Here is a 25,913-nt window from a genome sequence, read left to right on the forward strand (position 1 = left end):
TTTGTAGTGACTGCGCACAACCGCGTTGGGATGACACTTGCCGGTCAAACAAGTTAATCAAATAACCATTTTATTCAAAATAATTAGCTTATAAGCACCGGCTGTTTCCTTATGCTAAGCAGACGGTTGGCTAAATCAGAACCAACGGCTGCAATTCACCGAAACCTAGGCAAAGCCCATTGTTAGATTACACTAGAAAATTAGAGTTTTTTGCAGGACTCACGTATCTCCAACGAGCAAGGGATCAATATTTTGTGGGAAATATTAGTTTCTTTTGCAATATTATTTAATAACAACTTCGACGCTTCAATGCCTATGCTGTAAGGCTCTTGTTTTACTACGGTAATGGGCACTTTGAAGAATTCAGCCATAGGAACTTCATCAAATCCAAGTAATGAAACATCATCTGGGACCGATATATTAGCTCGGTTTAAACTTCTCAATAGCTCAACCGTGATGGGTAAATGCTGGGTAAAAAATGCGGTGGGAGCGTAAGATTTTATAATCTCTATTGGTGCCGTCTGAAAACCAGATTCACGGTCCCAACGCTGCACTAAATTATCGTCTAGTGGAATGTCATGCTTGCTCAATGCCTCTGCGTAGCCTTGGTAACGATCTATTCTAGAATTGACATTGTTGAAGTCTTGAGTCACGAAGCAAATGCGTTTGTGACCTAAGTTTATAAGGTACTCAGTGGCATCAAAAGCGGCCTTTTTATAATCGGATAGAATTATATTCTGCTCACTCCCATCATTTTCAATTTGAAAGTGGACAATAGGCATACCTTTCTCGATATATCCTGAAATAAGTTGAGTGTTATTCCCTGAAGAGGCAATAATAACGCCGTCGACACGCAACTGATACAGAGCCTCGATTGATTTTGCTTCCGTCTCTGGATCAAAATCCGTATTGTAAATCAATGCGTTATACCCCTTGGCTTTGCAATAATCATCTACCCCACGAATAACCCGACTGGAATAAAATCCGGTGATATCTCTTACCACTACCCCTATGGTTTTTGTCTTTGTTGCTTTTAGGTTTCTTGCAATGGGATTAGGCACATAATCCAACTCAGCCACGGCTGCGCGAATGCGTTCTTGGGTTTCTTTCGACATATAGTCAAAGCGGCCATTCAGGAATTGAGAGGCTGTACTTTTTGATACACCAGCAAAACGGGCCACATCAATTAATTTCACTTTTGCCATTTAGGTATCACTGTTTTTTAATTTGTTAATAGAAAGTTGACATACTGCAATACTATGCTAAATTAATCAACTAAACCGGTTTAGTAAGTTTATCTGCAAAGAGAGAATATCCGTTGAAAATTAAAGAAATCAAAGTATTTGTTTGTAATCCTGGCAGAAATTTTGTCACAGTGAAAATCATTACTGATGCAGGCATACATGGTATCGGCGATGCGACCCTAAATGGTCGCGAAATGGCAGTGGTTAGCTATTTAGAAGAGCATGTTGCACCTTGTTTGATTGGTCGTAATGCCCATGATATCGAGGATATCTGGCAGTATTTGTATAAAGGTGTTTATTGGCGTAAAGGGCCAGTGAACATGGCAGCGGTGGCAGCGATAGATATGGCGCTGTGGGACATTAAAGGAAAAGCTGCGGGCTTGCCGGTTTATCAGTTATTGGGTGGCAAGAGCAGACAAGCTGTGACCCTTTATGCCCACGCCAGTGGTGAAGACATCAAAGACACCCTAGATAAAACCGAAGAGTTGATTAATCAAGGGTTTAAGGCGGTTAGATTGCAATCTGCAGTCCCTGGCTTGAATGTCACCTACGGTGTACTGGGCGATAAAAAGGACTATTACGAATTACAGGGTAATCGACCTTTGCCGCCAGAAGAGGCTTGGTCCACACAAAAATACTTCAATATGATTGTCGATCTTTTTGCTCAGGCCAGAGAACGTTTTGGCAATGATGTTCATCTGCTCCATGATGTTCACAGTCGCTTAACCCCCATTGAGTCGGCAAGATTGGGTAAGTTATTAGAACCGTATAATTTAATGTTCTTGGAAGATGCATCCATCGCTGAGAATCAAGACAGTTACAAAGTCATCAGACAGCATACCACTACGCCATTGGCCATTGGTGAAACCTACAATACCATTTGGGATTGTAAGGATTTAATTCAAAACCAGTTAATTGATTACCTTCGAGCTGCGGCTACCCACGCCGGCGGCATCACCGCATTGAGACGCATGGCAGACTTTGCCAGTATTTATAACGTCAAAACGGCCCCCCATGGTGCCCCTGATTTATCGCCAGTTTGTTTTGCCGCCCATATGCACCTCAATATTTGGGCACCTAACTTTGGTATTCAAGAATTCGTTGGCCTAGGTAACGAGCAATTAAAGCAAATTTTTAAACATCAAATTAAAGTAGAACAAGGTATGGCATACGTAAGTGATGCACCAGGTCTAGGGATTGAGTTTGATGAAGAAGAAGCGAGTAAATATCCCTATAAGCGTTCTTATCTTCCCGTTAGTCGACTAGAAGATGGAACTGTTTGGAACTGGTAATTCAGTTCTACTTTTTTGAATTTAAACTTTGTTAGGTTGGAGAAACAACATGAGCAAAAAGATAAGCGTATTAGTATTCGGCACTGGCTTTGCGGGTCAAGGGCATGCAGAAGCATTTAGAGATATGGGTGCTGAAGTGGTTGGGATCGTTGGCAGAACGCAAAGTGTCGTTGAGCAAGTCGCCAAAGACATGAACATCCCTTATGCCGGCACAGACTGGCAAAAAGCTCTGCAAGATTGTCAACCCGATGTGGTGTCTATTGCCACCCCAGGAGGCGCTCACGTTGAAGCAATAACAGCTGCAATTGAAAATGGTTGCCACGTATTCTGTGATAAACCCTTAACTGAAAGTGGTGAAACCTCCAAACAATTATACGATTTAGCCGTTGCCAAAAACGTTAAAACGGCCTTTGCAGCAAGTTTTCGCTATATGCCTGATGTGATCCATGCCAAACGCTTAGTTGAAGCTGGCGCTATCGGTGAACCTTTGGAAGTTGAATGCATATCCCACTTCAATTTAGAACGAGACATTCCCTTTGGTTGGTCACACAGAAAAGAGCATGGTGGCGGACGGTTAAACAACAACTTCACCCATAAACTGTCAATTGTGACTTCTATTGTTGGCGAAAAAATCCTATCCATTATGGGCGAAGTACGGGATGACTTGGTCAAAGCGCCGATCGTTGAAGGTGTGCATAACTTCAAAAAGCGTCGTGATTTCATCCCCAGCGATCTAAATGATCCAGATCTAAAATGGGGTGAGTCAAATGTAGAATGGACTTATACCGTGCTGGCACAAATTGAAAGTGAGATGGCTAAAAATCCGGTATCAGTATTATTTAAACATGGTGGGTTACATCCTCGCTTCAACGAAGATCACGTTGTTATCTATGGCAGTGAAGGAGCTATTTATATTAAAGGCCATTATGCAAGTGGCCCCTTGTACGTCCACGACAAAGAAAATGGATGGCAAGAGCTTGCGTTACCAGAAGACATAGCCAATAACGTGCCTGATGCCGAAGGTGACACTGAAAAGAATTGGCGCTACCTCATCAGAGAATTGTTAAACGACATTAAAGGTGAAAAGGTTGCCCCTTATCAAACGTTTAAAGAAGGCAGCCAATATCAACAACTGATCGATTTAATCCGTAAAAATGACAATTGGATTGACGTTAGTCATCTGCAATAAAAGGCTTACTCATGTTATATGAATATATTGTTATTGCCGGCTATTTTACCTTGGTCATCGGAATTGGCTTTGCGTTTAAAAAAATGGCGGCAAACTCAACTAGTGATTACTTTCGTGGCGGCGGTCGTATGCTTTGGTGGATGGTTGGTTCAACTGCGTTTATGGCGCAGTTCTCCGCATGGACATTCACCGGTGGAGCCGGTAAAGCCTTCACCGATGGTTTTTCCATAAGTTTAGTATTTTTTGCTAATACCTTTGCATATTTTTGCGGCTGGGCCTTTTTTGCTGCGCGTTTTCGTCAAATGCGCGTAGACACCCCTACTGAAGGCATAAAACGCCGCTTTGGTCACCAAAACGAATTGTTTTTCTCGTGGGCACTCATTGCTTTTAGTTTTATTAATGCAGGTGTTTGGCTCAATGCCTTGGGGGTATTTACTAGTGTTGTTTTTGACGCGGATGTGAGTACCACCATTATCGCCACTGGCTTAACGGTACTATTTGTATCAGTATTGTCTGGTGCTTGGGGAGTAGTGGCTTCCGACTTCGTGCAAACCTTAGTGGTTGCCGTTATTTCTGTTGCCTGCGCCATCATTGCCCTGATTAATGTGGGCGGGCCAACAGCGATGATAGAAAACTTCCCGGTAGATTTTGTGATGGGACCAGATATGAACTACGGCATTATTTTAGTCGCTACTTTCGTATTTTTCCTGGCTAAGCAGATGATCACCATAATGAACATGCATGATTCATTTCGCTTTCTAAACGCAAAAGATTCCGATAATGCCCGTAAAGCTGCGTTGTTAGCAATGGTGCTGATGGGCGTAGGCAGTATTATTTGGTTTATACCACCTTGGACTTCTGCCACTTTGTATCCAGATGCAGCAGCGGCTTACCCTGAATTAGGCAACAAAGCCGCCGATGCGGTGTATTTGGTATTTACCCGCAATGCTATGCCAGTAGGCACAGTTGGACTTTTACTAGCCGGTTTGTTTGCCGCCACCATGTCTTCTATGGACTCTGCTTTGAATAAAAACTCAGGCATATTTGTGCGCAGTATTTACCAACCCTTTTTGACCAAAAGAAATAAAGATGTCAGCGATAAGCACATGCTTACCATCAGTCAAATTGTCAGTTTTATCAGTGGTATTTTAGTAATCGCCGTGGCCTTATTCTTCAAGTCTTTAAAAGAACTAAGCTTGTTCGATTTGATGATGAATGTGTCGACTATGATCCAAGTTCCCCTGCTCATTCCCCTTATTTTTGGTTTGTTTATCAAAAAGACACCACAATGGGCCCCATGGGCAACCGTGATAGTGGGTTTGTTCGTGTCATGGTTTGCTGCAAATATCTTCACGCCACAAGTTTTGGCTGATTTGATAGGCATGGAACAAGAGTTCACCCGTCGTGAATCCATCGATATTAATTTGATGATCACTATCGGCGGACACCTACTTATCACGGCAAGCTTCTTCTGTTTATCCAGTTTGTTTTATTCAGAACAAAAAGATCAGCATATCGCTGAAAGGGAGTTTTTCTTCAAAGATCTTGAAACTCCGTTTATTGCTGACTTTGAACAAGATGAATTTGACCGCCAACAACGAAGCAAACTCGGTTCTATGGTGATGTACATGGGAGTGGGTGTATTTGCGATGATGTTGATACCAAACCCAATGTGGGGAAGGTTAGTCTTTGTTGGCTGTGCACTGACCATTCTAGCCGTCGGTTTTCTATTGAAAAGAAGCGCAAATCCTAAAAAAGCTCTAAGCACCGCATAAGCGGTGCCTCTAGCTTGTATTTTTAACCTCTTATTACACGAGTAAACTCTATGTTTTCAAAGTTTAAATACCTTTATGTGGTGGGATTTATTTTACTGATCGCAGGTTGCGCGCCAAGCAACGACGAAAAGGCAGTAACCTTATCCCATGGCATCGATGAGTCTGCAGGCGGACTGGAAGCCTATATAGTCAATATTGCAAACGCCACCTTTTATCTTGAAAAGCAAGGCGGCGGTCTATCCAGTATGTTGGATAACGATGGCGTAGATTGGATAGGCTTCCATAATGAAAAAGGCTCTGGTTGGAAGGGTGAGTATCGCGGCTTTCCCAATGCTATCCATAAACAAGACGGTAATTATTTTCATGCCATGAACGCGGGAACAGATCCAGCATCATCCGTTGTGGAAATTGAAAGTGATAAGCACGTTCGTATCACTTTTACCTCAGACAATGGCAAATGGCAGGGACAATGGGATTTTTACCCAGATCGCTGTGATTTCACGATGATACAAGTCAGCAACGGTTATCAATATTGGGTACAATATGAGGGCGTGCCCGGTGGAGAAATGGACAAAACGGATTTCTGGTTTAACTCTGTAGATAATCAGCAACACCAGATAGATGAATCTTTTATCGGTGACCTTCCCTCACCTGAATGGTTCGCTTTTGGTGATGTTAAAACATCCAGAATGCTATACCTAGTTAATCATCAGGATGATGCACATCCAGATGATTATGTCAGCAGACCATACATGACCGTACTGGGATTTGGACGTCATGAAAAAGACAAGTCTTTAACTACTCCCCAAACATTTTCACTGGGATTTATTGAGTCATCTGACTATGCCCAAGTGAAGCAAAAAATAGAAAAAACACTTGAATGAGTTAACTTTAAAAGGTTCGAATAGCGCTTAAACCACACTATTTTTTGCGCTAATCAAGCTAAAATCAGATTTGCTAAAATTGTACTCCCCCTTGAAAAAGGTTATGTTTAAAAAACATACTCGTAAGGGAAGCCAAGATGCCAATCAAACTGTTTTTCAATATGCTCTTTGCGGTGATGCTACTCACCGCGTGTGCCGCCCCTCAACAAACTAAAAATACCATTTCAGTATCAACAGCGTCTAATGATGCAAAACAACAATTACAGCAAATACTGGATGAGGAATGGCTGTACTTTTTAGATACCAACCCAGTTTATGCTAGTTACCTTGGGTTAGGTAATAATCAGCAAAATAGTCGTTGGCAAGACATGAGTTTATCTGCTCTCAATGCTGTTGACGCCCACAATCGTAACGTCCTGGAAAAGCTCTCTACTATTGATGTCCAACAGTTAACTCAAAGCCAAAAGACTAACTATCAATTGTTTAAATGGCAGCTGGAAATGTCTGTCGAAGAGCACAAATATAAATCCTACCTTATCCCATTAGATCAAAACCAAGGGATACAAACCTTGGACGATATGGCCAATTTCGTGCCGCTAAGTTCTGTCAATGATTATGAAAATTGGCTAACCAGGTTGAAAAGCTTGCCCACATTAATTGGCCAAAATCAAACCTTGATGGAAACTGGCATGTCGCAAGGAATGATGCCAACCCGTGCTACTATGCTACGAATCCCAGATCAGCTCCAAAAGCAATTGGTAGATACACCTGAAGAAAGTCTTTTCTATCGACCCTTTGTTAACATCAGTGACGATATACCAGCTGATCAGCAGCAGCGTTTACAACAACAAGCAAAAACAATTATAGCGGACGAAATAATCCCAGCTTATTACGCATTTAATCAGTTTTTTGTAAATAAATACTTACCAGCAACTCGCACCAGCCATGGCTTATGGGACACCCCCAATGGCAAAGCTGCGTACGAACAAAAAGTACGCTATTTCACCACTACTGACCTTACGCCAGATGAAATCCATCAAATAGGCTTAGATGAGGTTGCTCGGAATCGTGCCGAGATGGATAAAGTCATAGAAGAAGTCGGCTTTGAAGGAACCTTTGAAGAATTTGTTAACTTTTTACGTACAGATCCTCAGTTCTATTATGAAACTCCAGAAGAATTGTTTGACGCCTATCTCGCAATCAGTAAACGCATTGACCCTGAGCTTGTGAAATTATTTGGCAAACTTCCCCGTATGCCCTATGGACTAAAAGCAATCCCAGATGCCGTGGCCCCAGACTCAACTACTGCATATTATAATACGCCTGCAGCTGATGGCTCTCGTGCTGGTTATTACTATGTGAACCTATATCAGCCTGAAACTCGCCCTAAATACGAAATGGAAGTATTGAGTGTTCATGAAGCGGTACCAGGTCACCATTTACAATTGGCGTTACAAATGGAATTAGATGATATGCCGAATTTTCGTCGTTTCTTAGGTTTCACCGTATTTGTAGAAGGATGGGGATTATACAGCGAACGCTTAGGATACGACTTAGGCTTGTACAAAGACCCATACTCGCGCTTTGGCCAATTAACCTATGATATGTGGCGCTCAGTGCGCTTAGTGGTGGATACCGGAATACATTACAAAGGTTGGACTCGACAACAAGCCATCGACTACTTCAAAGCCAATGCTGCAAAAAGTGAAGAAGATATTATTAATGAAATTGACCGCTATATTTCTTGGCCTGGGCAGGCCCTTGCTTACAAAATTGGACAGTTAAAAATGCTTGAGCTGCGCCAGCGGGCTGAAAATGAATTGGCTGATAAATTTGATATTAAAGGATTCCACGATACCTTATTGGGCAGTGGCTCTATACCTTTATCTGTTTTAGAAGCAAATATCGAAAACTGGATAGAATCAGTAAAATCGCCAAAATAAAGCCAATTTGGAGCCAAATACGGCGAAAATCTGTTAAAAGTAATAAACATCAACGACGGTTTAAACCTGTTGTTGATGTTCCCTCCCCCGTAAATTGAAATCTTAACCCATTAAAAATGGCAACTATTCCTGTTTGTCTTTTGCCTAAATTGGTATCTTAAAAACAACGCCATTTAGCTGAACACTCGATTTTATTTTAATCGTATTTACGAGGTCACTAACCCTTTAAAAGTGCCTCCGCTGTGCTTTTCTATGGTGAATGGAAGATTAATTCTAATCCTAACCATCCCCTAAGTTTAAGGGCATTTTATAAACTGTATTTTAATCCCTTCTTTCCTGCCTTTGACTCATTGACACGAACAACTAGCGGTTCTCACCCCATAAAACTGTCATGAAATGGATATTGACATTTTATCATCATATGTTAATTTAATTAAATAAACCGGTTTAGTAAACCGGTTTTTAAAAGTCTTTACACAATCAGATTGATAACCTTGTACGAGGCCGAAATGGGTAAAAATAGCGAATGTTCAGTACTCACTCAGCTTTCTGTCTACCAACTGGTTGGCTCCGCCATTGAAACAATTTATTTACAATTTGCCGAGGCATAAACAATAAATTTGACACTACTAAGTTAATGGAGACCCCATGGAAACTAAGCTTAATAAAATCAGTGCAGTACTTAAGAATCGCAGAACAAATACCGCAGTTTACAGTGCCGCTATAGTTGCGATGCTGACAGCACAAACTATTAATGCACAGGAACAGCAAAGCAATGAAGATCTTGAAGTAATACAAGTCAGTGGAATACGCAGTGCATTAACTAGTGCACTATTGGAAAAGCGTGAATCGAATAACCTAGTTGAAGTTATTGAAGCGGTAGATATTGGTAAATTACCCGATCAAAACTTGGCAGAAGTGCTTGAGAATATTACCGGAATACAAATTACGCGCTCTGCAGGTGTGGGTACCGGCGTACAAATTCGAGGAACTAATGCCAACCGCACCGAAATAAATGGGGTTTCTACCGTAGGTTCTGGCGCGGGTAGAACGGGCATTAACTTTGAAGATGTGTCAGCTTCCATTATTGCTGGGGTCGAAGTCACAAAAGCCCCCGATGCAAAAACCATCGAAGGTTCTGTGGGCGGCACTATCAATCTTAGAACGATTCGTCCATTACAACTAAATGAAACCTTAGCTTCCGTTAGAGTCCAGGGGGAATCAAGTAGCCTTTCGACCGACGGTGTTAAACCTAGGGTATCAGGAACCTATGGAGATAATTGGGAGTTTGATGCAGGAGAAATTGGCGTTGTAATAAGCGCTAGCTATGCTGAACAAGACGTCACTGCTTTTCGCCCACGTGTTGATCGAGACAACGTTGTGAGATCAGATGGCGGCACCGTTAACGCCCAAGAATTTGATTTTTTAGGTATTCAATTCCTTAACCAAGATTACGATAACCATGAATATGAAACGGTTAATTTATCGGGCTCTCTTGAATGGGCTCCCAATTCTGACTTGAAGTTTTACTTTGATGCCATCATCAATGATCAAGAGCGTTACTCAGAAAGTGTTTCAGCACAAGCATCTGGGGTAAGTGACCTTATTGGAATATCAGTTCCTAGTGAATTTGAAACCGTTAACTTTGGTAGTTTAGATGGCCAGGAGCTAGGCAGTATTCAAGCCGCCTTAAAAGGGGTTATTCCCGTTGAAGATGGAGGTGCTGATCCAAACCTACGTTTTGCAGGTGATACCATATCAAGGGTCACCAAGAGTGAAATATTTAGGCTTGGTGGGGAATGGCAAGGTGAAAACCTTAAGGTCACCCTGGAGTTGGCATCGTCGAGCTCTGAAACCACCAACCCTCGAATTAACACCACACTTAACTTCATCAATCCCAACGCTGCCACTAACTCTTCAAATGAAAATGGTACGCCATTTATTTACGATTTAACGGGAGGTTCACTGGCCTTTGGTATTGCATTTGACGAACCTAATGCACCCAGTACCGCAGACTTACTCGATCCAGCTAACTATATGTTGCGTTCCGTAGATACTGCGCGCGATCTCACTGAAAACACCGAAGACGCCTTTCGTGCTGACTTTGTTTACGATTTAGACTGGTCTGTGCTTACCACCCTTGATTTTGGCTATCGCCATAGTAAAGCAACCAGTATGACTGACGAAGTTCGTGCAAACGTGAACTTAAGAAGTTATGACGATAGCCCAACAGGTGATCTTTTTGCAGAAATACTGACTACCGGTCCCGATAACTTTGGGGATGCAGATGGTCGAGATTTATTTGTAAAAGATTTTCTGATGGTAAACCCCGAGATGATAACGGCTGATCAAGATAACGTATTGCGGATACTCAATGATGCTGTTACTGCTCATGGAGGCTCAATTCCAGTCACTGCGCCTACTTCTGCGGTAAACGCATTCTTTGATATCGAAGAAACCACTGATGCAATTTACTTGCAAGCAAACTTTTCAACTGATTATATGCGCGGTAATTTTGGTGTGCGTTATTTAGAAACCGAAGTGGTATCAACAGGTAATTCAACGACCACAGACGCAAATGGCGAGCTGACTATTTCGCAAATTACGACCGTTGGTGATTATGATTTTTTATTACCTAGAATTAATCTTGTAGCAGACATAACAGACGATGTTGTGCTTCGTGCCGGTTGGGGAAAAGATATACGCCGTCCTGACTTTGATGATCTATCCACTTCGGTTACTTATTCTACTAGCCCTAACCCTGCCGTAACTGTAGGTAATCCTGGCTTGGTTCCTGAAGAAGTGACCTCTTTTGATATCTCGGCTGAATGGTATTTTGCACAGGCAAGTGTTGTAAGCATTGGTTACTTTCATAAAACACGTAAAGATTTGCACGTTGGACAACAAAACGACCCTTATGAAGATCCAGTAACTGGTTTCCGTGACATTATCGGCCCTGAATGTGAACAAGGTGGCATCTGGAACCCCATTGCAGATATCAATGTATTCGGTCCTGTTGGTGTAGGAGTGTGTGTTCCTTGGTCAACTACCATTAATGATACTGGCGAAACCACCCAAAAAGGAATTGAAATGGCAGTGCAATATGACCTCTCGGGCTTCGAAGACGAGTTAGGTTGGGCATCGGGATTTGGGGTTTTAGCTAATTACACAATTCAGAAATTCGAAGGTGGTGAAGCAATTGATAATGCCACAAGCCGCGCCAACGCAATTTTTGCAGCATCCACAGGGATAGAAGACATTGATGTTTCAGCAAAACAGTCATTGATCGATCTATCTGAAAATGCTTACAACTTTACCTTGTACTATGAAAAGTATGGTCTGTCTGCACGTATGCGTTATACGTGGCGTGAAGCCTACCGTTCAACGGATTTTGGAAGTACTTCAAGCTTTCCATGGGGATTCCCAGTGGTTCAAGAAGATAGAGGGCAGCTGAATGCCAGCGTGAGTTATGACCTAACTGAACAGCTAAACATTGGAATTGAAGCGGTGAACTTAACAGAGTCAGAAGTTGAACAGTCTTGTGTAAGTGAAGGGGCGCTATTGTGTTTCCAAGGTTTAACAGACCGTCGTATTACAGTGGGTGCTAGCTATCATTGGTAAGGCTTTCACCGAGCAAAATTAAGATATGGAGTTATCGAAATAAACGAAAAGGCATGTAACCAAACTTATTGAGTTATTTTGGACATTTTGTGGTTTGGAAAAACGGCAACTTGTCCTCAGTCTTTTTGATATGTGCCTAAACGCAATAAACTTTAACCACTTCGAATACAGCATAGCGGGAGATCACAGAATATGAAAATGAGTCTAATAATATTAACGACAATGATGTTGTGTGCGACTTTTACAGTTAAATCGCAAACAACCTACACCCTCACAGATAACGATGTGACAGTGGTCAATGGAATAATTACAGCAGCTACTTTAACTGGTGTAAAAGGGGACAATTATCGCGCGGAAATTATGATCCCCAAGATCCTTGATGGACAAAAAGTAACAGGGATTGGCAATAATGTCTTCCAAGGTAACGGCCTAACTCGGGTGGACTTTCCTGATGGGCTGACATCTATTGGTAAACTCGCGTTTCAGAATAATCGCATCAGTAAAGTAGACTTACCCGATGGGCTCACCTCCATTGGCAGCGGTGCGTTTGAATTTAACAATATTGCCAGTGTGGATTTGCCTGAAGGGCTGACAACTATCGAACAAAGCGTTTTTGCTACAAATAGTATTATTAGTGTGACATGGCCAACTGAGCTAAAGTCTGTTAAAAGCAGTGCATTTCGCGACAACAGCCTCATCGTTGTGGACTTGCCCGCAAGTGTTACCTCCATTGGCGATTTTGCATTTCAAAATAACCGTATCACCACGTTGAGCTTGCCCGCTGGCTTAACCACCATTGAAGAGAGTGCATTTAACGTTAACTTTCTTATCAGTGTAGATTTACCATCAGGGCTGATATCCATTGAAGATAGCGCATTTCGAGACAATCGATTAACCCATTTATCGTTACCTGCAGGGTTGAAATCCATCGGCCATAAAGCCTTTCTTGCTAACCGCCTTAGCCATGTAGATTTGCCTGCTGGACTGAAATTTATCGGTGAAGATGTGTTTAAGATTAACAGTGATTTATCCAGTTTTGTTTTACCCATGGGGTTAGGCAATGGTAATGCAGTAAAATGGCAAGCTAGCGATGGCAGCATGCTAAAAGCCGGTGATGTCATTCTACCTGCTAACTTTGCTAAAAGTTATACTGTCATTGCACCTTAGTTAAAATCCAAAATACATCAATAGAGGCGGGTCAGTTGAAAACACAGTCAAGCGTTCTAGCCCCTATACTTCCCCTACGGCACCCATTCCTCTGTTACCTTAACAGTTCGATAATCAATAACGACTTGTTAAATTCATCTTATCAGGCCCTTGCGTATTATCCATGGCTTAACCTTCCCCCTCTTCCAAAAAACAATACTAAGCATTGAAATAGTTCTCTAGCACAGAGATATTCAGTATCAACACAACAAGTAAACACTCTGCACTGTAACGTCAATCATGACCCAGTGAGGATAGCTAATGACAAAGTTTTTGACAGCAAAGCCTCTGGTATTCAGAGTGCTAATTAAGACGAGGAGACAATAAAAAAGCAAACCCGAAGGTTTGCTTTTATCAATTACTTAACTAACTCTCCGGTTTCGTTAGAAACCTATTGCCGCCATTGACGGCAATCCGAGTTAGGATTTACTTATCTTAGAAGCGGTAGCTAGCACCAAGAGTAATTCTGCGGTCTGTTAAACCTTGGTAACAAAGCAATGCACCTTCGTTGATACAACTTTGTTCAACTTCAGATTCAGTAATGTTCACAGCTTCTATACCAACGTTGAATTGCTCATTGATATCATAATTTACGCTAGCGTTAAGCTGTCCTCTGTCTTCTTGAACCACTGGGAATCCCCAAGGCAAACTAGAAGTACTACCGAAGTCAGTTGAACGATACCCTTCACGCCATGTGTAACGCATACGAGCCGACAAACCGTACTTTTCATAGTACAAGGTAAAGTTATAAGAGTTCTCAGACAAATCAAGTAACCCTTGTACTGCTGAAACGTCGATATCCTCAACACCAGTCGTTAATGCAAACACTGTATTTGCACGACTAGTTGCTGAATCTTCAGCTTCACCGCCTGAGAATTCTTGAATGGTATAGTTGAAAATCACACCGAAACCAGACGCCCAACCTAGGTCATCTTCGAAACCAGCCAAGTCGTATTGAACGGCAAATTCAATCCCTTTTTGCGTCGTTTCACCACTGTCATTAATTTTCTGTGAGGTTGGTACACAAACCCCAGTCCCAACTGGACCGAATACGTTGATATCAGCGATAGGGTTAAAGATACCACCCTGTTCACAAGGATCGGTAATATCACGGAAACCAGTTACTGGATCTTCATATGGGTCATCTTGTTGAGTCACGTGTAGGTCTGAACGTTTTTTGTGGAAAATACCAAGACTTACCATACTCGCTTCAGCAAAATACCATTCTGCTGATAAGTCAAATGACGTCACTTCTTCTGGTGCTAAGCCTGGGTTACCAAGCTGAACCGCAGGGTTTGGACTAGTAGAGAAGGTATAAGAGGTAGAAAGGTCATCGAAATCTGGACGGCGTATATCTTTCCCCCAACCAGCACGTACTACAACATCATCGTGCACATCGGCTACAACGTTAATACGTGGTAATACAAAGTCATAATCACTTTCTGTTGTTACTGCTGTGACAACATCGTTTGTTACCGAGTTACCTCTTGAAGTGACGTCTGTTTTTAAATAACGCACACCGAAGTTACCGCGGAACATTTCATAGGAGAAGTTACCTTGTGCATACAATGCAGTTGTTTTCTCTTCAATGTCGAAGAAAGCAGCTGAACTTGATGTTGGAGAACTAATTGGACCACGAGTTGAACCGGTAATCGCATTATTAGCAACAATGGCGTCATTCAAGATATCCAAAACACCGTCTGGGTCTGAAGCAACTCTTTCAGCATCAATTAGTAGGAAATCACGAACATAAAGTTCTCTACCATCCGCATCGTTAAAGTTAGTTGGACCAGGTACAAGCAATTCTGCAAACAAATCACCTGTAGGGCTATCAGCGAACTCGCGCAGACCTACACTAGTGGTAATTTCATCACGAAGACTATTTACTTTGCTGTAACGGAAACCAACATCAACTGAGGTGACAACACCGTCTAGGTAATAAGTGAAATCCGTACGGAAAGCATCTTCACTATTTTCTGCAACGTTTTGACCAATTGCCACATCACGTAACACAACATTAGCAGGGTCAAGTAACTGTTCTGAGGTAGGACCGTTTGCTTCACCAGTTGCAACACCAAAGGTAAGTGCATTGCCGGTCAAATCATAAATAAAGGGTGTACCATTTTCGTTAGAGTCATATAAATCTTCGTTACCATTTGCTTCATTTTCAAAGTGATTGGCAAGAAGTGCTTCAGCATCTAACGGAGAGTTAGGGTTGATAAAGTTCAAAGTAGTATTGAAGCTGGGAGTGGTTGTATCAGAGCTTGAAGAAGATAACTCGGCACTGACTTTAAAGTTATCACCTGTCCATTCGCCACCAATTCGATAGATTTCACTTTTGGTTAAACGAGAGTTGGTATCACCGGAGAAACGTAGGTTACCATCAGAACCATCTTCGTCAATTGGAATAACGCCGCGAACCGCTGCTTGGATACTGCCCAAGTCTTGACCACCTAAAGAACCAAAGTCAACAGTTTCAAATTCGCTAGGTGTTGCAAGATTTTTAAGGCCACTAATACCTGATGCTTGAATTCTTGAGCTTTCTTGTCGACGTTCTTGGTCGTTGATAACCGCATCAAAGAACAACTTCAGCTCTTCTCTTGGCGCCCATTCAAACGTGGCCGCGATATTAGTAGATTCATATTCATAGTTATCATAATCTTGTACGAAGAATTGAATAGGAAGAAAGTCAAATTCTTGCGCACTTGCTGCACCGCTATCTGCAGCCACAGAGTTATCTCTGTCGGCACGAGGACGGAAAGCGGTAACATCTTGTTCTGCGTAGTTAAGACTGACTACAACACCAATCTCGCCGTTATCAGTATCCCAATTGTCACCGAAGGTGCCAGATAGTCGAGGTGTAAAAGTACTGTCGGTAGACAGACTACTATTTTCACCTTGCACTCGCACGGAAATTAGGGTGTCGTTTAATTGCAGTGGACGTATTGTTTTAAGGTTTACAGTACCACCCACAGATCCTTCAATTGTTTTAGCTTCAGGCGACTTAGTCACCTCAACACCAGCAATAATGCCAGCTGAAACGTCTTCAAAGCTAATACCACTTCGTCCCGCACCAGAACCCACAGTTGACACACCGTTAATTTCTGTTCGGTTAGAGTTTGTACCACGGATTTGAACACCTGTACCTACACCTGCGGTTCTGGTGATTTGAATACCAGTTACGTTTTCTAATACTTCCGCCAAGTTTTGGTCAGGTAACTTACCAATATCAACCGCTTCAATGACTTCAACGAGGTTATTAGATTCACGCTTTTCTGCTAAGGCACTAGTTAGTGAGCTGCGAATACCCGTTACTTGAATAACTTCGTAGTCGTCATCTGCATTTGCTTGAGCATCTTGTGCAAGAGCAGATGCGGACATATTTAGCGCGGTTGCTGAAAGCATCGCCAAAGTAATTTTCGATAATCTGTGTTGAATATATTGTTCCTGTGAGTTTTATGTGTGTTTTAACTTATTTGTAACAATTGAGTGTCTTCTTATTGGAATATAGTTTAGATAAAAATTTACACAAACTTATTCGTTTACATCAAAAAGGCCCAAGACTTACAAATAATTTACGTAATACTTACAAGTAATTTCGTAAAGGTCAACCTTTTGGTAATAAATAATTTAACAAATATTTAAAGTATTGGTCTAACCAAAGGTGAAAACTTAGTTACCAAAGTTTAAAATATACTAATAATTCAACTTTTAATCTATATATAACAACGACTTGAATAATTTTAAAAGTGTGCTTTTTAATCATTAGCCTTTGTTGATGAAATGAATTTCATCCTGACTAATTGTGTTAAAAAGAATCGAAAAATGATTAAAAATCTGTAACCCAGCTAATATATTGGTTGACCAATTTACTATTATTGGATACTTTGATTTTCGATTTTCACAATCACGCAACTTGCTAAAATGGAAATAGACACACATTAAATTGTGTCAAGCATGCACATGACGGTTAGGCTAAGAAACTGTCAAAGGTGTAAATCTGAGTTAAATGGCCATGGGAATATTTTTATATCCATAATCATGATGGCGCTGCGGTGAAGGTGGGAAGTTTATTTTTATCCTAATTAGAGAATCTTAACATGCGTGAATCTTGGAGATGGTTTGGTCCCAACGACCCGGTAACCATAAATGACATTAGACAAACAGGTGCAACTGATGTTGTCAGTGCACTTCATAATATCCCTACCGGTGATGTTTGGACGATTGACGCCATTCGCCAATATCAAGCACTTATCGAAGACTGTGAAGAGGGTCTGACAGCGTTAAAATGGAGCGTAGTGGAAAGTATTCCCGTTCATGAAGATATCAAATTAAAGCGCCCAGGCCATCAAAAGTATATCGATAATTGGATTGAATCCATGGAAAATCTCGCCAAATGCGGGATAAAAACGATTTGCTACAACTTTATGCCCGTCATTGATTGGACTCGTACCGATCTCAAATTTAAGCTTCCTAATGGTGCTTATGCACTGCGTTTTGATCAGAAAAAATTTGCCGCTTTCGATCTGTTTATACTGCAACGTGAAAATGCGGAATCAGAGTACAGTGCCGCTGAAATAGCTGAAGCCAAGCACATTTTTGAGAGCATGTCTGAAGCCGAAAAAGAGCAACTGACCAATAATATTATTGCCGGTCTGCCAGGCAAAATGACTGACGCTTATGGGTTAGATGACTTTCGTAAAATGTTAGCCAACTATAAAGATGTCACCAGTGACACCTTACGTGAAAGTCTCTTTGGATTTTTATCCCAAGTGCTTCCTCGCGCCGAAGCTTTGGGCGTGAAACTGGCCATTCATCCCGATGATCCTCCTCGTGATATGCTAGGACTACCGCGCATTATATGTACAGCAGACGATCTCGATATTCTATTTAATGCGCTACCTAGTCCTGCTAATGGTATTACTCTATGCGTTGGCACCTATAGTAGTCGTCCAGACAACGATCTACCGGCGATGGCAAAACAGTTTGGACCTCGCATTCACTTTTCACACCTTCGCGGTGTGAGTCGAGACCCTGAAGAACAACGCACGTTTTACGAAGCCAGTCACCTCGACAGTGATATTGATATGATTCATGTGGTCAAGGAATTGTTATTAGAAGAAAAGCGTCGTCGCCAAACAGAAGCTAAGGATCAAGCTATATTTATCCGTCCCGATCATGGCCACCAAATGATGGATGACATCGATAAAACCGTTAATCCGGGATACTCAGGCATAGGTCGTCTCAAAGGGCTTGCTGAAGTTAGAGGGGTCATCAGAGCCCTTTCAGCTCAATTAGAAGAACCATCATCATGAAAGATATTATCAAGTTCTCAGCGAACCGAGTTTGGCGTACTTACCAAGGTGGAAAGTTACTCGATTTAATCGAAGGCAAAGTTAACCCCCAAGACTCAAGTTTTCCAGAAGATTGGATTGGTTCAACCGTAGAGGCCCGCAACATCGGCCGCGAAGATATCTCAGAAGGTTTAGCGACCGTTAATCTTGAAAATGGCGAGTCGGTAACTTTTCGCGATTTGCTAAACCAAGACCAGCAACATTTTCTAGGCTCCGTAGGCGACGCCCCCCGCTCTTTAGATGATATTCCATTAGTAAAGTACTTGGACAGTGCAACGAGATTGCATTTCCAAGCGCACCCTACCCGCGAATTTGCGCAACAGCGATTAGGCTTTCCCCGCGGGAAAACGGAAGCATATGTGATTCTCGAGATCCGTGAAGATGTCACTGATCCCTATATTTACGCTGGCTTTCAAAGATCACCCAGTCGCGAGCAACTCAAAAAATGGATAGAAGAACAAGATATTGCTTCCATTGAAAAGTGTTTCGATCGCATACCTGTAAAACCCGGTGACGTATTTTTGTTACCAGGCGGCCGTCCCCACGCTTTGGGTGAAGGCATTTTGATGTTGGAGATCATGGAACCATCTGATTTAGCCGTCAGGTTTGAATTCGAAAGATGTGGTTATGTGATCCCGGAAAAAGCACGCTTTATGGATCGGGGCATCGAAACTGCGTTAGATGCGTTTAACTTCTCTCCTGTTCCACCAGAACAGATTGATGATGAATTTCGTTGCCTACCTGAAGTGTTAATTGACGACCACGCTGGGAATACACTAGAAGAACTCATTGGGCCTGAAAAAACCCCTTGTTTTACCGTCCGACGCGCTATCGTGAATGGTAATTTTGAGCGAAAGCAAGATGCGTTTTTCATCGGCGTAGTGACCCAAGGCAGTGGTCTTTTGCGAGTTGGAGATGAAGTTACCCAGTTAAATCAGTGGGACCGCTTTTTCTGTCCCGCAAAGGTGGATGATTTCCAATACGAATCCGAATCGGGAATGACGGTTTTGGAATGCTATCCCGGCGGATAGTACCAATAAAAAACGGTTTCGCCTGTGACTCATTAACGAGTGAAGCCGTTACAATAACTTAGGTAGTTAAAATGCAAAATTCCTCGCAAAAATCCCTGAAACAAAAATTCGCTCAAGGCTTAGCTTTGTTTCTACCTGGTATTTTCTTACTCGGTTTCAATATTGGTACTGGCAGTGTAACCGCCATGGCCAAGGCCGGCGCAGACTATGGTATGTCTTTATTGTGGACCATAATCGCGTCTTGTTTATGTACCTTTTTCATGATCAACTTGTATGGTCGCTATACCCTGATTACAGGCGAAACCGCCCTGCAAGCCTTTAGAAAACACATTCATCCTGGCGTAGGCATCTTTTTCTTAGTCGCACTGACCTTTGGTGTATGCGGCAGTGTCATGGGTGTGATGGGAATAGTGGCTGATATTTGTTACGAGTGGTCAAAATCTGCTGTTGATGGTGGTATCTCCCCTATTTACTTTGCTGGTTTTTTTCTCAGCTTGGTATATTTCATTTTTTGGAATGGTAAAACCCAGTTTTTTGAACGCAGCTTGGCGGTAATTGTTGCCATTATGTCAGCTTGTTTTCTAATTAACTTTTTTATCATGATGCCACCTCCAATGGAGATTTTGAAAGGCTTAGTACCCAGTATTCCAGAAGTAACATCAACTACTGATAAGGGACCATTTTTAGTCATTGCGTCTATGATTGGCACCACAGTATTTTCCGGATTATTTATTATCCGTACTACTTTGGTAAAAGAAGCGGGCTGGACCTTGGCAGATTATAGCAAGCAACGAAATGATGCTATTTTCTCAGTGTTTCTGATGTTCATTATTAGTGCCTCCATAATGGCTGCAGCAGCCGGAACCTTGTATGTAGAAGGTATTGGTTTATCAAAAGCATCACAAATGATCAGCATTTTAGAGCCACTCGCGGGAGCTTTGGCCACTTCGATATTTGCCTTTGGATTAATTGCCGCAGGGGTATCTTCACAGTTTCCAAACATATTAATGTTACCTTGGCTATTGTGCGATTATACCGGCGCTAAACGGGATATGACTCTGCCTAAGTACCGTATTATGGTGTTTGCTATTTCTTTGTTAGGGTTAGTGGTACCGATTTTTGAAGCACGCCCAGTATTTGTGATGATAATCTCGCAGGCGTTTAACGCCGTAATCCTGCCTGTTACCGTAGCCTGTATCTTCTATTTAGGTAATCGCAAAGATTTGATGAAAGAACACGCAAACAGCGCGTTCGCTAACATTGTTTTAGGCGCAATATTGTTGTTCTCTATTTTCACTTCAGCAGTGGGGATTAAAGGTGTTTGGCAATTAGTGGTTGCCTAGATAAATCATACTCTTGGGCAGGTCAGTGAATAGTCGGAGCCCTTCACTGACCTGCGGATAAATTCTGTTTGTTACCTTTCTCTTTTACACCCTAGCGTCAACAGTTTCCTCTCCAATAGAAAGAAATTCACAGTGCAATTTTCTGTCAGGTCAACGATTCGATATCCCCAGCTAAGGAAAAGTAAGTGGCCCCAAGCTGGTAAAAATTGCCGCGCATCTTCCTCAATGGGTTGCTTGGCTACACATTTAATAGCTTCCCATTGCGCCCGCTTAGGGCGCTTTTTTAAATAGATAGGTAAAATAAGCACACTGGGTAATTGTCTAGCCGCATCATCCTCCACTCCCTGATTAATTTAAGTCCTCTAATATCTGCATTTCAACGTAAACTAATGTTAACCGCATAGGTTTTTATCTAGGATGAAGACGAAAGCTTATAGACTAATGTTATCTGCGTCTCTAAGCATAGTGCTGTAGTTAAGCGTCATTCAAACTAACCGTTACAATAAAGGCAGCTAAAATGATTCAATCATATTTACCGACAACCAACTTGGCTTTAAAGACACTTGGGTTCAGCTTGTTTTCACTTTTTTGTGGTGTGTCCGAGGCCCTACCAACAAAGAATGAAAAGGTTACTCATAATAGCTTGGTCTCTGTAGAGCGTTATCCGGCAACGAATCCAACTCATAAAGTTCCACAATTTAGTGTGGATGCAAGCTGGCCGACTATGCCTGCGACTTGGTTAATGGGGCAAGTTCCTGGTTTAGCCGTAGATAAACAAAATAATGTGTGGGTTTTGCACCGCCCCAACTCCCTCAGCGGCTTAGATCTTGGATTAACCAACAACACTGGCTTATGTTGTGAAGCTGCACCGCACGTCATGCAATTTTCCCAAGCTGGAGAGCTGCTCGAAGCATGGGGCGGTCCAGAGTTAGCGCCCAGCCTAGCAGGTACTAACCAGTGGCCGGCGACTGTGCATGGCCTCTATGTCGATGACGATAATACGGTTTGGCTAGGAGGAAACGGTAATGACGACCATGTAGTATTGAATTTTACAACTAAAGGAAAGTTCATTCGTCAGTATGGCCAGCGGGGTAAAACCGATGGTAATTTGAGCCAAGATGCGTTGGGTAATCCGGCGGATATTTTCCACAACATTCAAAACAATCAGGTTTTTATCGCCGACGGATACATTAATAAACGCATTACTGCGTTTGATACCAAAGACAACCGTTTTGACCAACTATGGGGAGCCTACGGCGGTGAGCCAGGCGGTGGCACAAGACAAGGTGCATTTGACGTTTCCCAGGCTACTAGTAACAGCGAAAATACCAGTACTGAGGCCCAGAGTTTTGGTGACATCGTGCATTGCGTAACTCAATCCAAAGACGGACGTATATATGTCTGTGACCGCCGAAACAATCGTATTCAGGTATTCAAAGCCAACCAAGACGGCAAAGTGCAGTTCGTACAAGATGTAATTGTTGCCGGTGATACAGGCGGCTTAGGAACCGCATCAGATATCGACTTCTCTCCTGATAATAAATACATGTACGTTGCCGATATGATGAACGGTCGTATTTGGATTTTATGGCACGATACCTATGAAGTACTTGGTAGTTTTGGTCGCCCTGGTCGCTACCCCGGACAATTTACTTGGCTTCACAGCGTTGTGGTAGACGGCGACGGGAATTTATATACCTCAGAAGTGAGCTCTGGCAGACGGGTTCAGAAGTTCGTCCTAACGGGCTTTGATGGGAAATAGATAAGTGTTGGGCTTGGAAGCGTGGCGCTTTCAATATTATCAGGCTTGCAAAATCGGCTAAGTTGCAAGCCTGATATACTGTTCGCTCTTAGATTTTTAAAGTTAATTAGCTTCTAGCGTCAGAGAAACGCCACTTTCATCACTGGCTAAATGTTGACGGCTGTTAAGAAGAAACAATCGATTGGGGTCGATATTTCCTTGGGTGGTCAAAAATAATTTAACAGCTTTGGCTCTTTCTGCGGCTAAGTTTGCCAACTCACGTCTTGAAATATCAATAGAGCTTCTGACTTGGTTATACATCGCAATCAGAAGTGCTTGCTCTAATTGCTGTTCTGGGATCACTTTTTCGCTATCACCCTCTTGAAGTATTCCTTTTACAACTTCGCGTTCTTGCTCAACCAGTTTATTGGTAGTTGAAGTAAATAAACGAGTTAAGGCGTCAGTGAGTGGCCCTGACAGAGGCACAGTGCTTGGACCAAAGTCATCCGGCAATGAGGTTTCGCCTGACAGCTGGAGCAATTGTTCTAGTAGTTTCTGTTCTGCCAATTCATAGGCATCCGTGACTTCATCCACTGTACCTTCGATGTCGACTCTGAGTCCGGGACGTTTTGCCAAAGCCGCAGCTAAAGTACTAAGCGTTTGTGAAGCGGTTTCGTCCAGTTCGGCCACCCCATCAGCAAAGGCGACTTTGTTGAGTTCATCTTCACTCCCCACTAAATTGGCTAATAAAGAAAATGGTGCGGTTACCGCTTTGGTGATGATATTTCCCAGGGCTTTGAATATGATTGAACCAAAACCAAAGCTCGGATTGTTCAAGTCTCCAGAGACTTCCATTCCCAAATCAATAACACCATTAGAGTCTTGCAATAATGCAATGGCCAAGGATAAGGGCAGACTCACCGCTTGCTCGGATTGAGTTTTACGCCCTAAAGTGAGTTGGTCGATCACGATTTGGTTATCCCCCACCAACTGGTTATTTTCAAGTAGATAATTCACATTGATTGACAGTAGTCCTTTATCAATAAAATGTCCCATATAGGTACCCGAATAAGGGTTAACTGATGTTAGTTCAGCGCCATCAACGGTAAAATTCAAATCCAAAAACATTTGTTCGATGAGCGGGTTAACTTCCCCTTTGAGGAGCACAGGTGCGTAACCGTCTATTTTCCCCACTAAGTCAACTTTCGCTGCGCTCTGTGGTGAAGAAGAAAGTGATGCAATATTTCCGTTTAGCTGTTCAATACCTGAGGCGAAAGGCGCTTTTAAAGAGTTATCTTCGAAATAAGCACGACCATCATTGATACTAATATCATCAATAATAATAACCATGGGCGAGGTTGCAGCTTGTGCATTTTCAACACTTTGTTGTTGCGCTGACGCCAAAGAAGCACTCGGTGACGAAGGTGAACCATCTTCTAAGTCTAGTGTTGAATCTGGGTTAGATGACGAATTCTGAACAAGAATATTTCCGATATTCGTTTGTTTATCTTGATAAATAATAAATTTGCTAAAGGGTTTATCGAACCTGACAGTTTTTACTGACAGTTGATTTCCCGCAGACTGATATTGAATACCTTGAATATTCATATCTTGCCAATTGACTAGGGGTTGTTGGTGCAGTCCATCAATCACACTCAGGTTAGCGATATTGGCTTCCCCCGCAATGCTAATTGCATTGCTTGTACCGCCGTCGAATGTACCTGAGACACTAGCTAAACCATCGTCGATAGTGGCATTTACATAAGGAAGCAAATAAGATTGAAGTTGGGTTAACGCAAACTCTTCAATCTTAAAAGAACCAGTAACCTGCTCAGTGGCTACGCTGACCTCTCCGTCACTGCTAAAGTGGCCAGATGCCAATATGGGCTGGGCACTAACGTCACCACCTAGAGCTAGTGCTAACTTGTATTCAATGGGGGTTTCAAAGGCTGTATCTATAACACCGGTGGCGAGATTTAAATCAAGAACTTGCCAATACATGCCATCGGAAACCATTGATTCTTTAAGCTCAATAGTCCCCTTGTTTAAAGCAAAAGATTGTAAAATCACGCGCCATTTAGACTCATCAGCTTGGCTTTTTGGTGAATTCACCTGGGGCCCAGTTGGAGACGGTACTTGGGTTGACGTTGCCGCTTTGGTGGGCGTAAATAACCCTTGTAAATCTAAACCTTGTTTATCAAAGTTGGCGTCAATCCATGGCTGATCAATCGTAACTTCAGCCAAGTTAATTTGTTCTGAATCCGTGTCCAAACTGAGCTGCTTTATATCGATTGCGGCTACTTTTATGCGTGGTTCATTACTAGCGGATATGGCCAAATTGGATAACGATAATTGGGTATTATCGGCCCGAAAGCGCATTCCACTTTGCTCTTCTGACAGATGATAATCAGCATAAAACCCAAGCAAACCATCAGTTAATTTAGCTTCGATGAGGTCATTTGATAACGGCCATAAGGGGGCTAGAGCGATATCTGAAAGGGCAATATTGCCCTTAATTTCAAACGGCGCTAATTGCATTTGCCCGGTAAAATCAATGGATCCGCCTTCTGCGGTTTCGATGTGCACATCATAATGATTGTCGTCGGTTACCGGGTCTTGTTGCTGAATGACCTTAGAAATCGCCCCTTGGGTATCGAATTCCGTTAGTTCAAAGGCTAAATTAGGTAATGCGATATTGGTACTGGAAACCTCATCCGATAGCAGTATCTGTCCGCCCTCCAGAGTGAAATAATTCACTCGAAAATGGGCAATACCGGCCTCTTCTGTGGCAGCTTCTTGCTGACCATCTTCTGCTTGTAAAGTATCGAGAATATCGGAAAAGTTAAACTCGGTATGTTCTTTTTCTGCAAGCCTTGCTAAGTGCAAGTATGGTTGTTTAATTGACAGACTTTCTAACGTTGGCGTGAAATTTATCAAGGTTTGCCAGAAGCTCGCATCCACTTCTAATTGCGAAACGTTAACAAAGCGTTCGTCCCTTTTATTCTCCTCAATAACGAAATTGGCAACACGAATACGCAATAAAAATGGGTTTATGCTGATTTTTTCGATAGTGACATCCCGTTGCAGCTTGTCACTTAATATTTTCGGAAGCTGGGATTGTAGTATCAATGGCGTCAACAAACCCAAAATTAAGGCATAAATGAAATATGCGCTAAGCAAGTAAGTGGTGTATCGCAACCACCCGGGTTGTTTACGAAAGGCTAAAGATATATTTCTAGGAGTCATAATATGGGTTTTGTATCGTTGGCAAAGGGTAACAAAGGGCCAGA

The 25,913-nt window shown here is 42.3% G+C and carries 14 protein-coding genes; 11 read left to right on the forward strand and 3 right to left on the reverse strand.

The features are described 5' to 3' along the window. Positions 1–200 precede the first annotated feature (200 nt). Positions 201–1,205, reverse strand: coding sequence for a LacI family DNA-binding transcriptional regulator (locus ACYVIL_RS01430; RefSeq protein ID WP_303474563.1), 1,005 nt, complete (start codon positions 1,203–1,205; stop codon positions 201–203). A gap of 113 nt (positions 1,206–1,318) precedes the next feature. On the opposite strand from ACYVIL_RS01430, the gene manD reads away from it, so the two are divergent. The 7 genes from manD (at position 1,319) to ACYVIL_RS01465 (ending at position 13,115) form a co-directional block, all read left to right on the forward strand. After that, positions 1,319–2,536 carry a D-mannonate dehydratase ManD gene (gene manD, locus ACYVIL_RS01435; RefSeq protein ID WP_303474564.1) on the forward strand — a complete coding sequence of 406 codons (1,218 nt, stop codon included), beginning with the start codon at positions 1,319–1,321 and terminating at the stop codon, positions 2,534–2,536. Positions 2,537–2,585: 49 nt separating this feature from the next. Continuing rightward, complete coding sequence (locus ACYVIL_RS01440; protein ID WP_460311307.1) at positions 2,586–3,725, forward strand: Gfo/Idh/MocA family protein; 1,140 nt, start codon at positions 2,586–2,588, stop codon at positions 3,723–3,725. An 11-nt stretch (positions 3,726–3,736) separates the two neighbouring features. Beyond that, complete coding sequence (locus ACYVIL_RS01445) at positions 3,737–5,500, forward strand: sodium:solute symporter family transporter (protein ID WP_460311308.1); 1,764 nt, start codon at positions 3,737–3,739, stop codon at positions 5,498–5,500. A 50-nt stretch (positions 5,501–5,550) separates the two neighbouring features. Further along, complete coding sequence (locus ACYVIL_RS01450; protein ID WP_460311309.1) at positions 5,551–6,384, forward strand: hypothetical protein; 834 nt, start codon at positions 5,551–5,553, stop codon at positions 6,382–6,384. Between the two features lie 137 nt (positions 6,385–6,521). After that, positions 6,522–8,327: a DUF885 domain-containing protein gene (locus ACYVIL_RS01455; RefSeq protein WP_460311310.1), complete on the forward strand. Its 1,806-nt coding sequence runs from the start codon at positions 6,522–6,524 to the stop codon at positions 8,325–8,327. 648 nt (positions 8,328–8,975) lie between these two features. Then, a complete protein-coding gene (locus ACYVIL_RS01460) occupies positions 8,976–11,948 on the forward strand; it encodes a TonB-dependent receptor (protein WP_460311311.1) in 2,973 nt (990 codons plus the stop codon). A 192-nt stretch (positions 11,949–12,140) separates the two neighbouring features. Next, on the forward strand, positions 12,141–13,115 hold the full coding sequence (locus tag ACYVIL_RS01465; RefSeq protein WP_460311312.1) for a leucine-rich repeat domain-containing protein: 975 nt from the start codon (positions 12,141–12,143) through the stop codon (positions 13,113–13,115). A 474-nt stretch (positions 13,116–13,589) separates the two neighbouring features. Here the strand turns inward: ACYVIL_RS01465 and ACYVIL_RS01470 are convergent, their stop codons facing one another. Next, positions 13,590–16,592, reverse strand: coding sequence for a TonB-dependent receptor (locus ACYVIL_RS01470; RefSeq protein ID WP_460311450.1), 3,003 nt, complete (start codon positions 16,590–16,592; stop codon positions 13,590–13,592). Positions 16,593–17,254: 662 nt separating this feature from the next. On the opposite strand from ACYVIL_RS01470, the gene uxuA reads away from it, so the two are divergent. The 4 genes from uxuA (at position 17,255) to ACYVIL_RS01490 (ending at position 22,644) form a co-directional block, all read left to right on the forward strand. Continuing rightward, positions 17,255–18,469 carry a mannonate dehydratase gene (gene uxuA / locus ACYVIL_RS01475; RefSeq protein WP_460311313.1) on the forward strand — a complete coding sequence of 405 codons (1,215 nt, stop codon included), beginning with the start codon at positions 17,255–17,257 and terminating at the stop codon, positions 18,467–18,469. Next, complete coding sequence (locus ACYVIL_RS01480) at positions 18,466–19,539, forward strand: class I mannose-6-phosphate isomerase (protein WP_460311314.1); 1,074 nt, start codon at positions 18,466–18,468, stop codon at positions 19,537–19,539. Before uxuA ends, ACYVIL_RS01480 begins: the two co-directional genes overlap by 4 nt. A gap of 71 nt (positions 19,540–19,610) precedes the next feature. After that, positions 19,611–20,882, forward strand: a complete 1,272-nt coding sequence (locus tag ACYVIL_RS01485) for an Nramp family divalent metal transporter (RefSeq protein WP_460311315.1) — start codon at positions 19,611–19,613, stop codon at positions 20,880–20,882. A gap of 517 nt (positions 20,883–21,399) precedes the next feature. Then, the gene (locus ACYVIL_RS01490; RefSeq protein WP_460311316.1) at positions 21,400–22,644 is read left to right on the forward strand and encodes a beta-propeller fold lactonase family protein; all 1,245 of its coding nucleotides are present in this window, start codon (positions 21,400–21,402) and stop codon (positions 22,642–22,644) included. Between the two features lie 102 nt (positions 22,645–22,746). Here ACYVIL_RS01490 and ACYVIL_RS01495 read toward each other — a convergent pair whose 3' ends face one another. Continuing rightward, positions 22,747–25,869, reverse strand: a complete 3,123-nt coding sequence (locus tag ACYVIL_RS01495) for a DUF748 domain-containing protein (RefSeq protein ID WP_460311317.1) — start codon at positions 25,867–25,869, stop codon at positions 22,747–22,749. Positions 25,870–25,913: the final 44 nt, after the last annotated feature.

The organism is Aliiglaciecola aliphaticivorans (genome assembly GCF_054782055.1).

Excerpts from the sequence above, each read along its gene's own strand:
- ACYVIL_RS01490 (WP_460311316.1), top strand. The coding sequence starts at position 21,400 with ATGATTCAATCATATTTACCGACAACCAACTTGGCTTTAAAGACACTT.
- ACYVIL_RS01480 (WP_460311314.1), top strand. The coding sequence starts at position 18,466 with ATGAAAGATATTATCAAGTTCTCAGCGAACCGAGTTTGGCGTACTTAC.
- ACYVIL_RS01465 (WP_460311312.1), top strand. The coding sequence starts at position 12,141 with ATGAAAATGAGTCTAATAATATTAACGACAATGATGTTGTGTGCGACT.
- uxuA (WP_460311313.1), top strand. The coding sequence starts at position 17,255 with ATGCGTGAATCTTGGAGATGGTTTGGTCCCAACGACCCGGTAACCATA.
- ACYVIL_RS01455 (WP_460311310.1), top strand. The coding sequence starts at position 6,522 with ATGCCAATCAAACTGTTTTTCAATATGCTCTTTGCGGTGATGCTACTC.
- ACYVIL_RS01445 (WP_460311308.1), top strand. The coding sequence starts at position 3,737 with ATGTTATATGAATATATTGTTATTGCCGGCTATTTTACCTTGGTCATC.
- ACYVIL_RS01430 (WP_303474563.1), bottom strand. The coding sequence starts at position 1,205 with ATGGCAAAAGTGAAATTAATTGATGTGGCCCGTTTTGCTGGTGTATCA.
- ACYVIL_RS01495 (WP_460311317.1), bottom strand. The coding sequence starts at position 25,869 with ATGACTCCTAGAAATATATCTTTAGCCTTTCGTAAACAACCCGGGTGG.
- ACYVIL_RS01460 (WP_460311311.1), top strand. The coding sequence starts at position 8,976 with ATGGAAACTAAGCTTAATAAAATCAGTGCAGTACTTAAGAATCGCAGA.
- ACYVIL_RS01485 (WP_460311315.1), top strand. The coding sequence starts at position 19,611 with ATGCAAAATTCCTCGCAAAAATCCCTGAAACAAAAATTCGCTCAAGGC.
- ACYVIL_RS01450 (WP_460311309.1), top strand. The coding sequence starts at position 5,551 with ATGTTTTCAAAGTTTAAATACCTTTATGTGGTGGGATTTATTTTACTG.
- ACYVIL_RS01440 (WP_460311307.1), top strand. The coding sequence starts at position 2,586 with ATGAGCAAAAAGATAAGCGTATTAGTATTCGGCACTGGCTTTGCGGGT.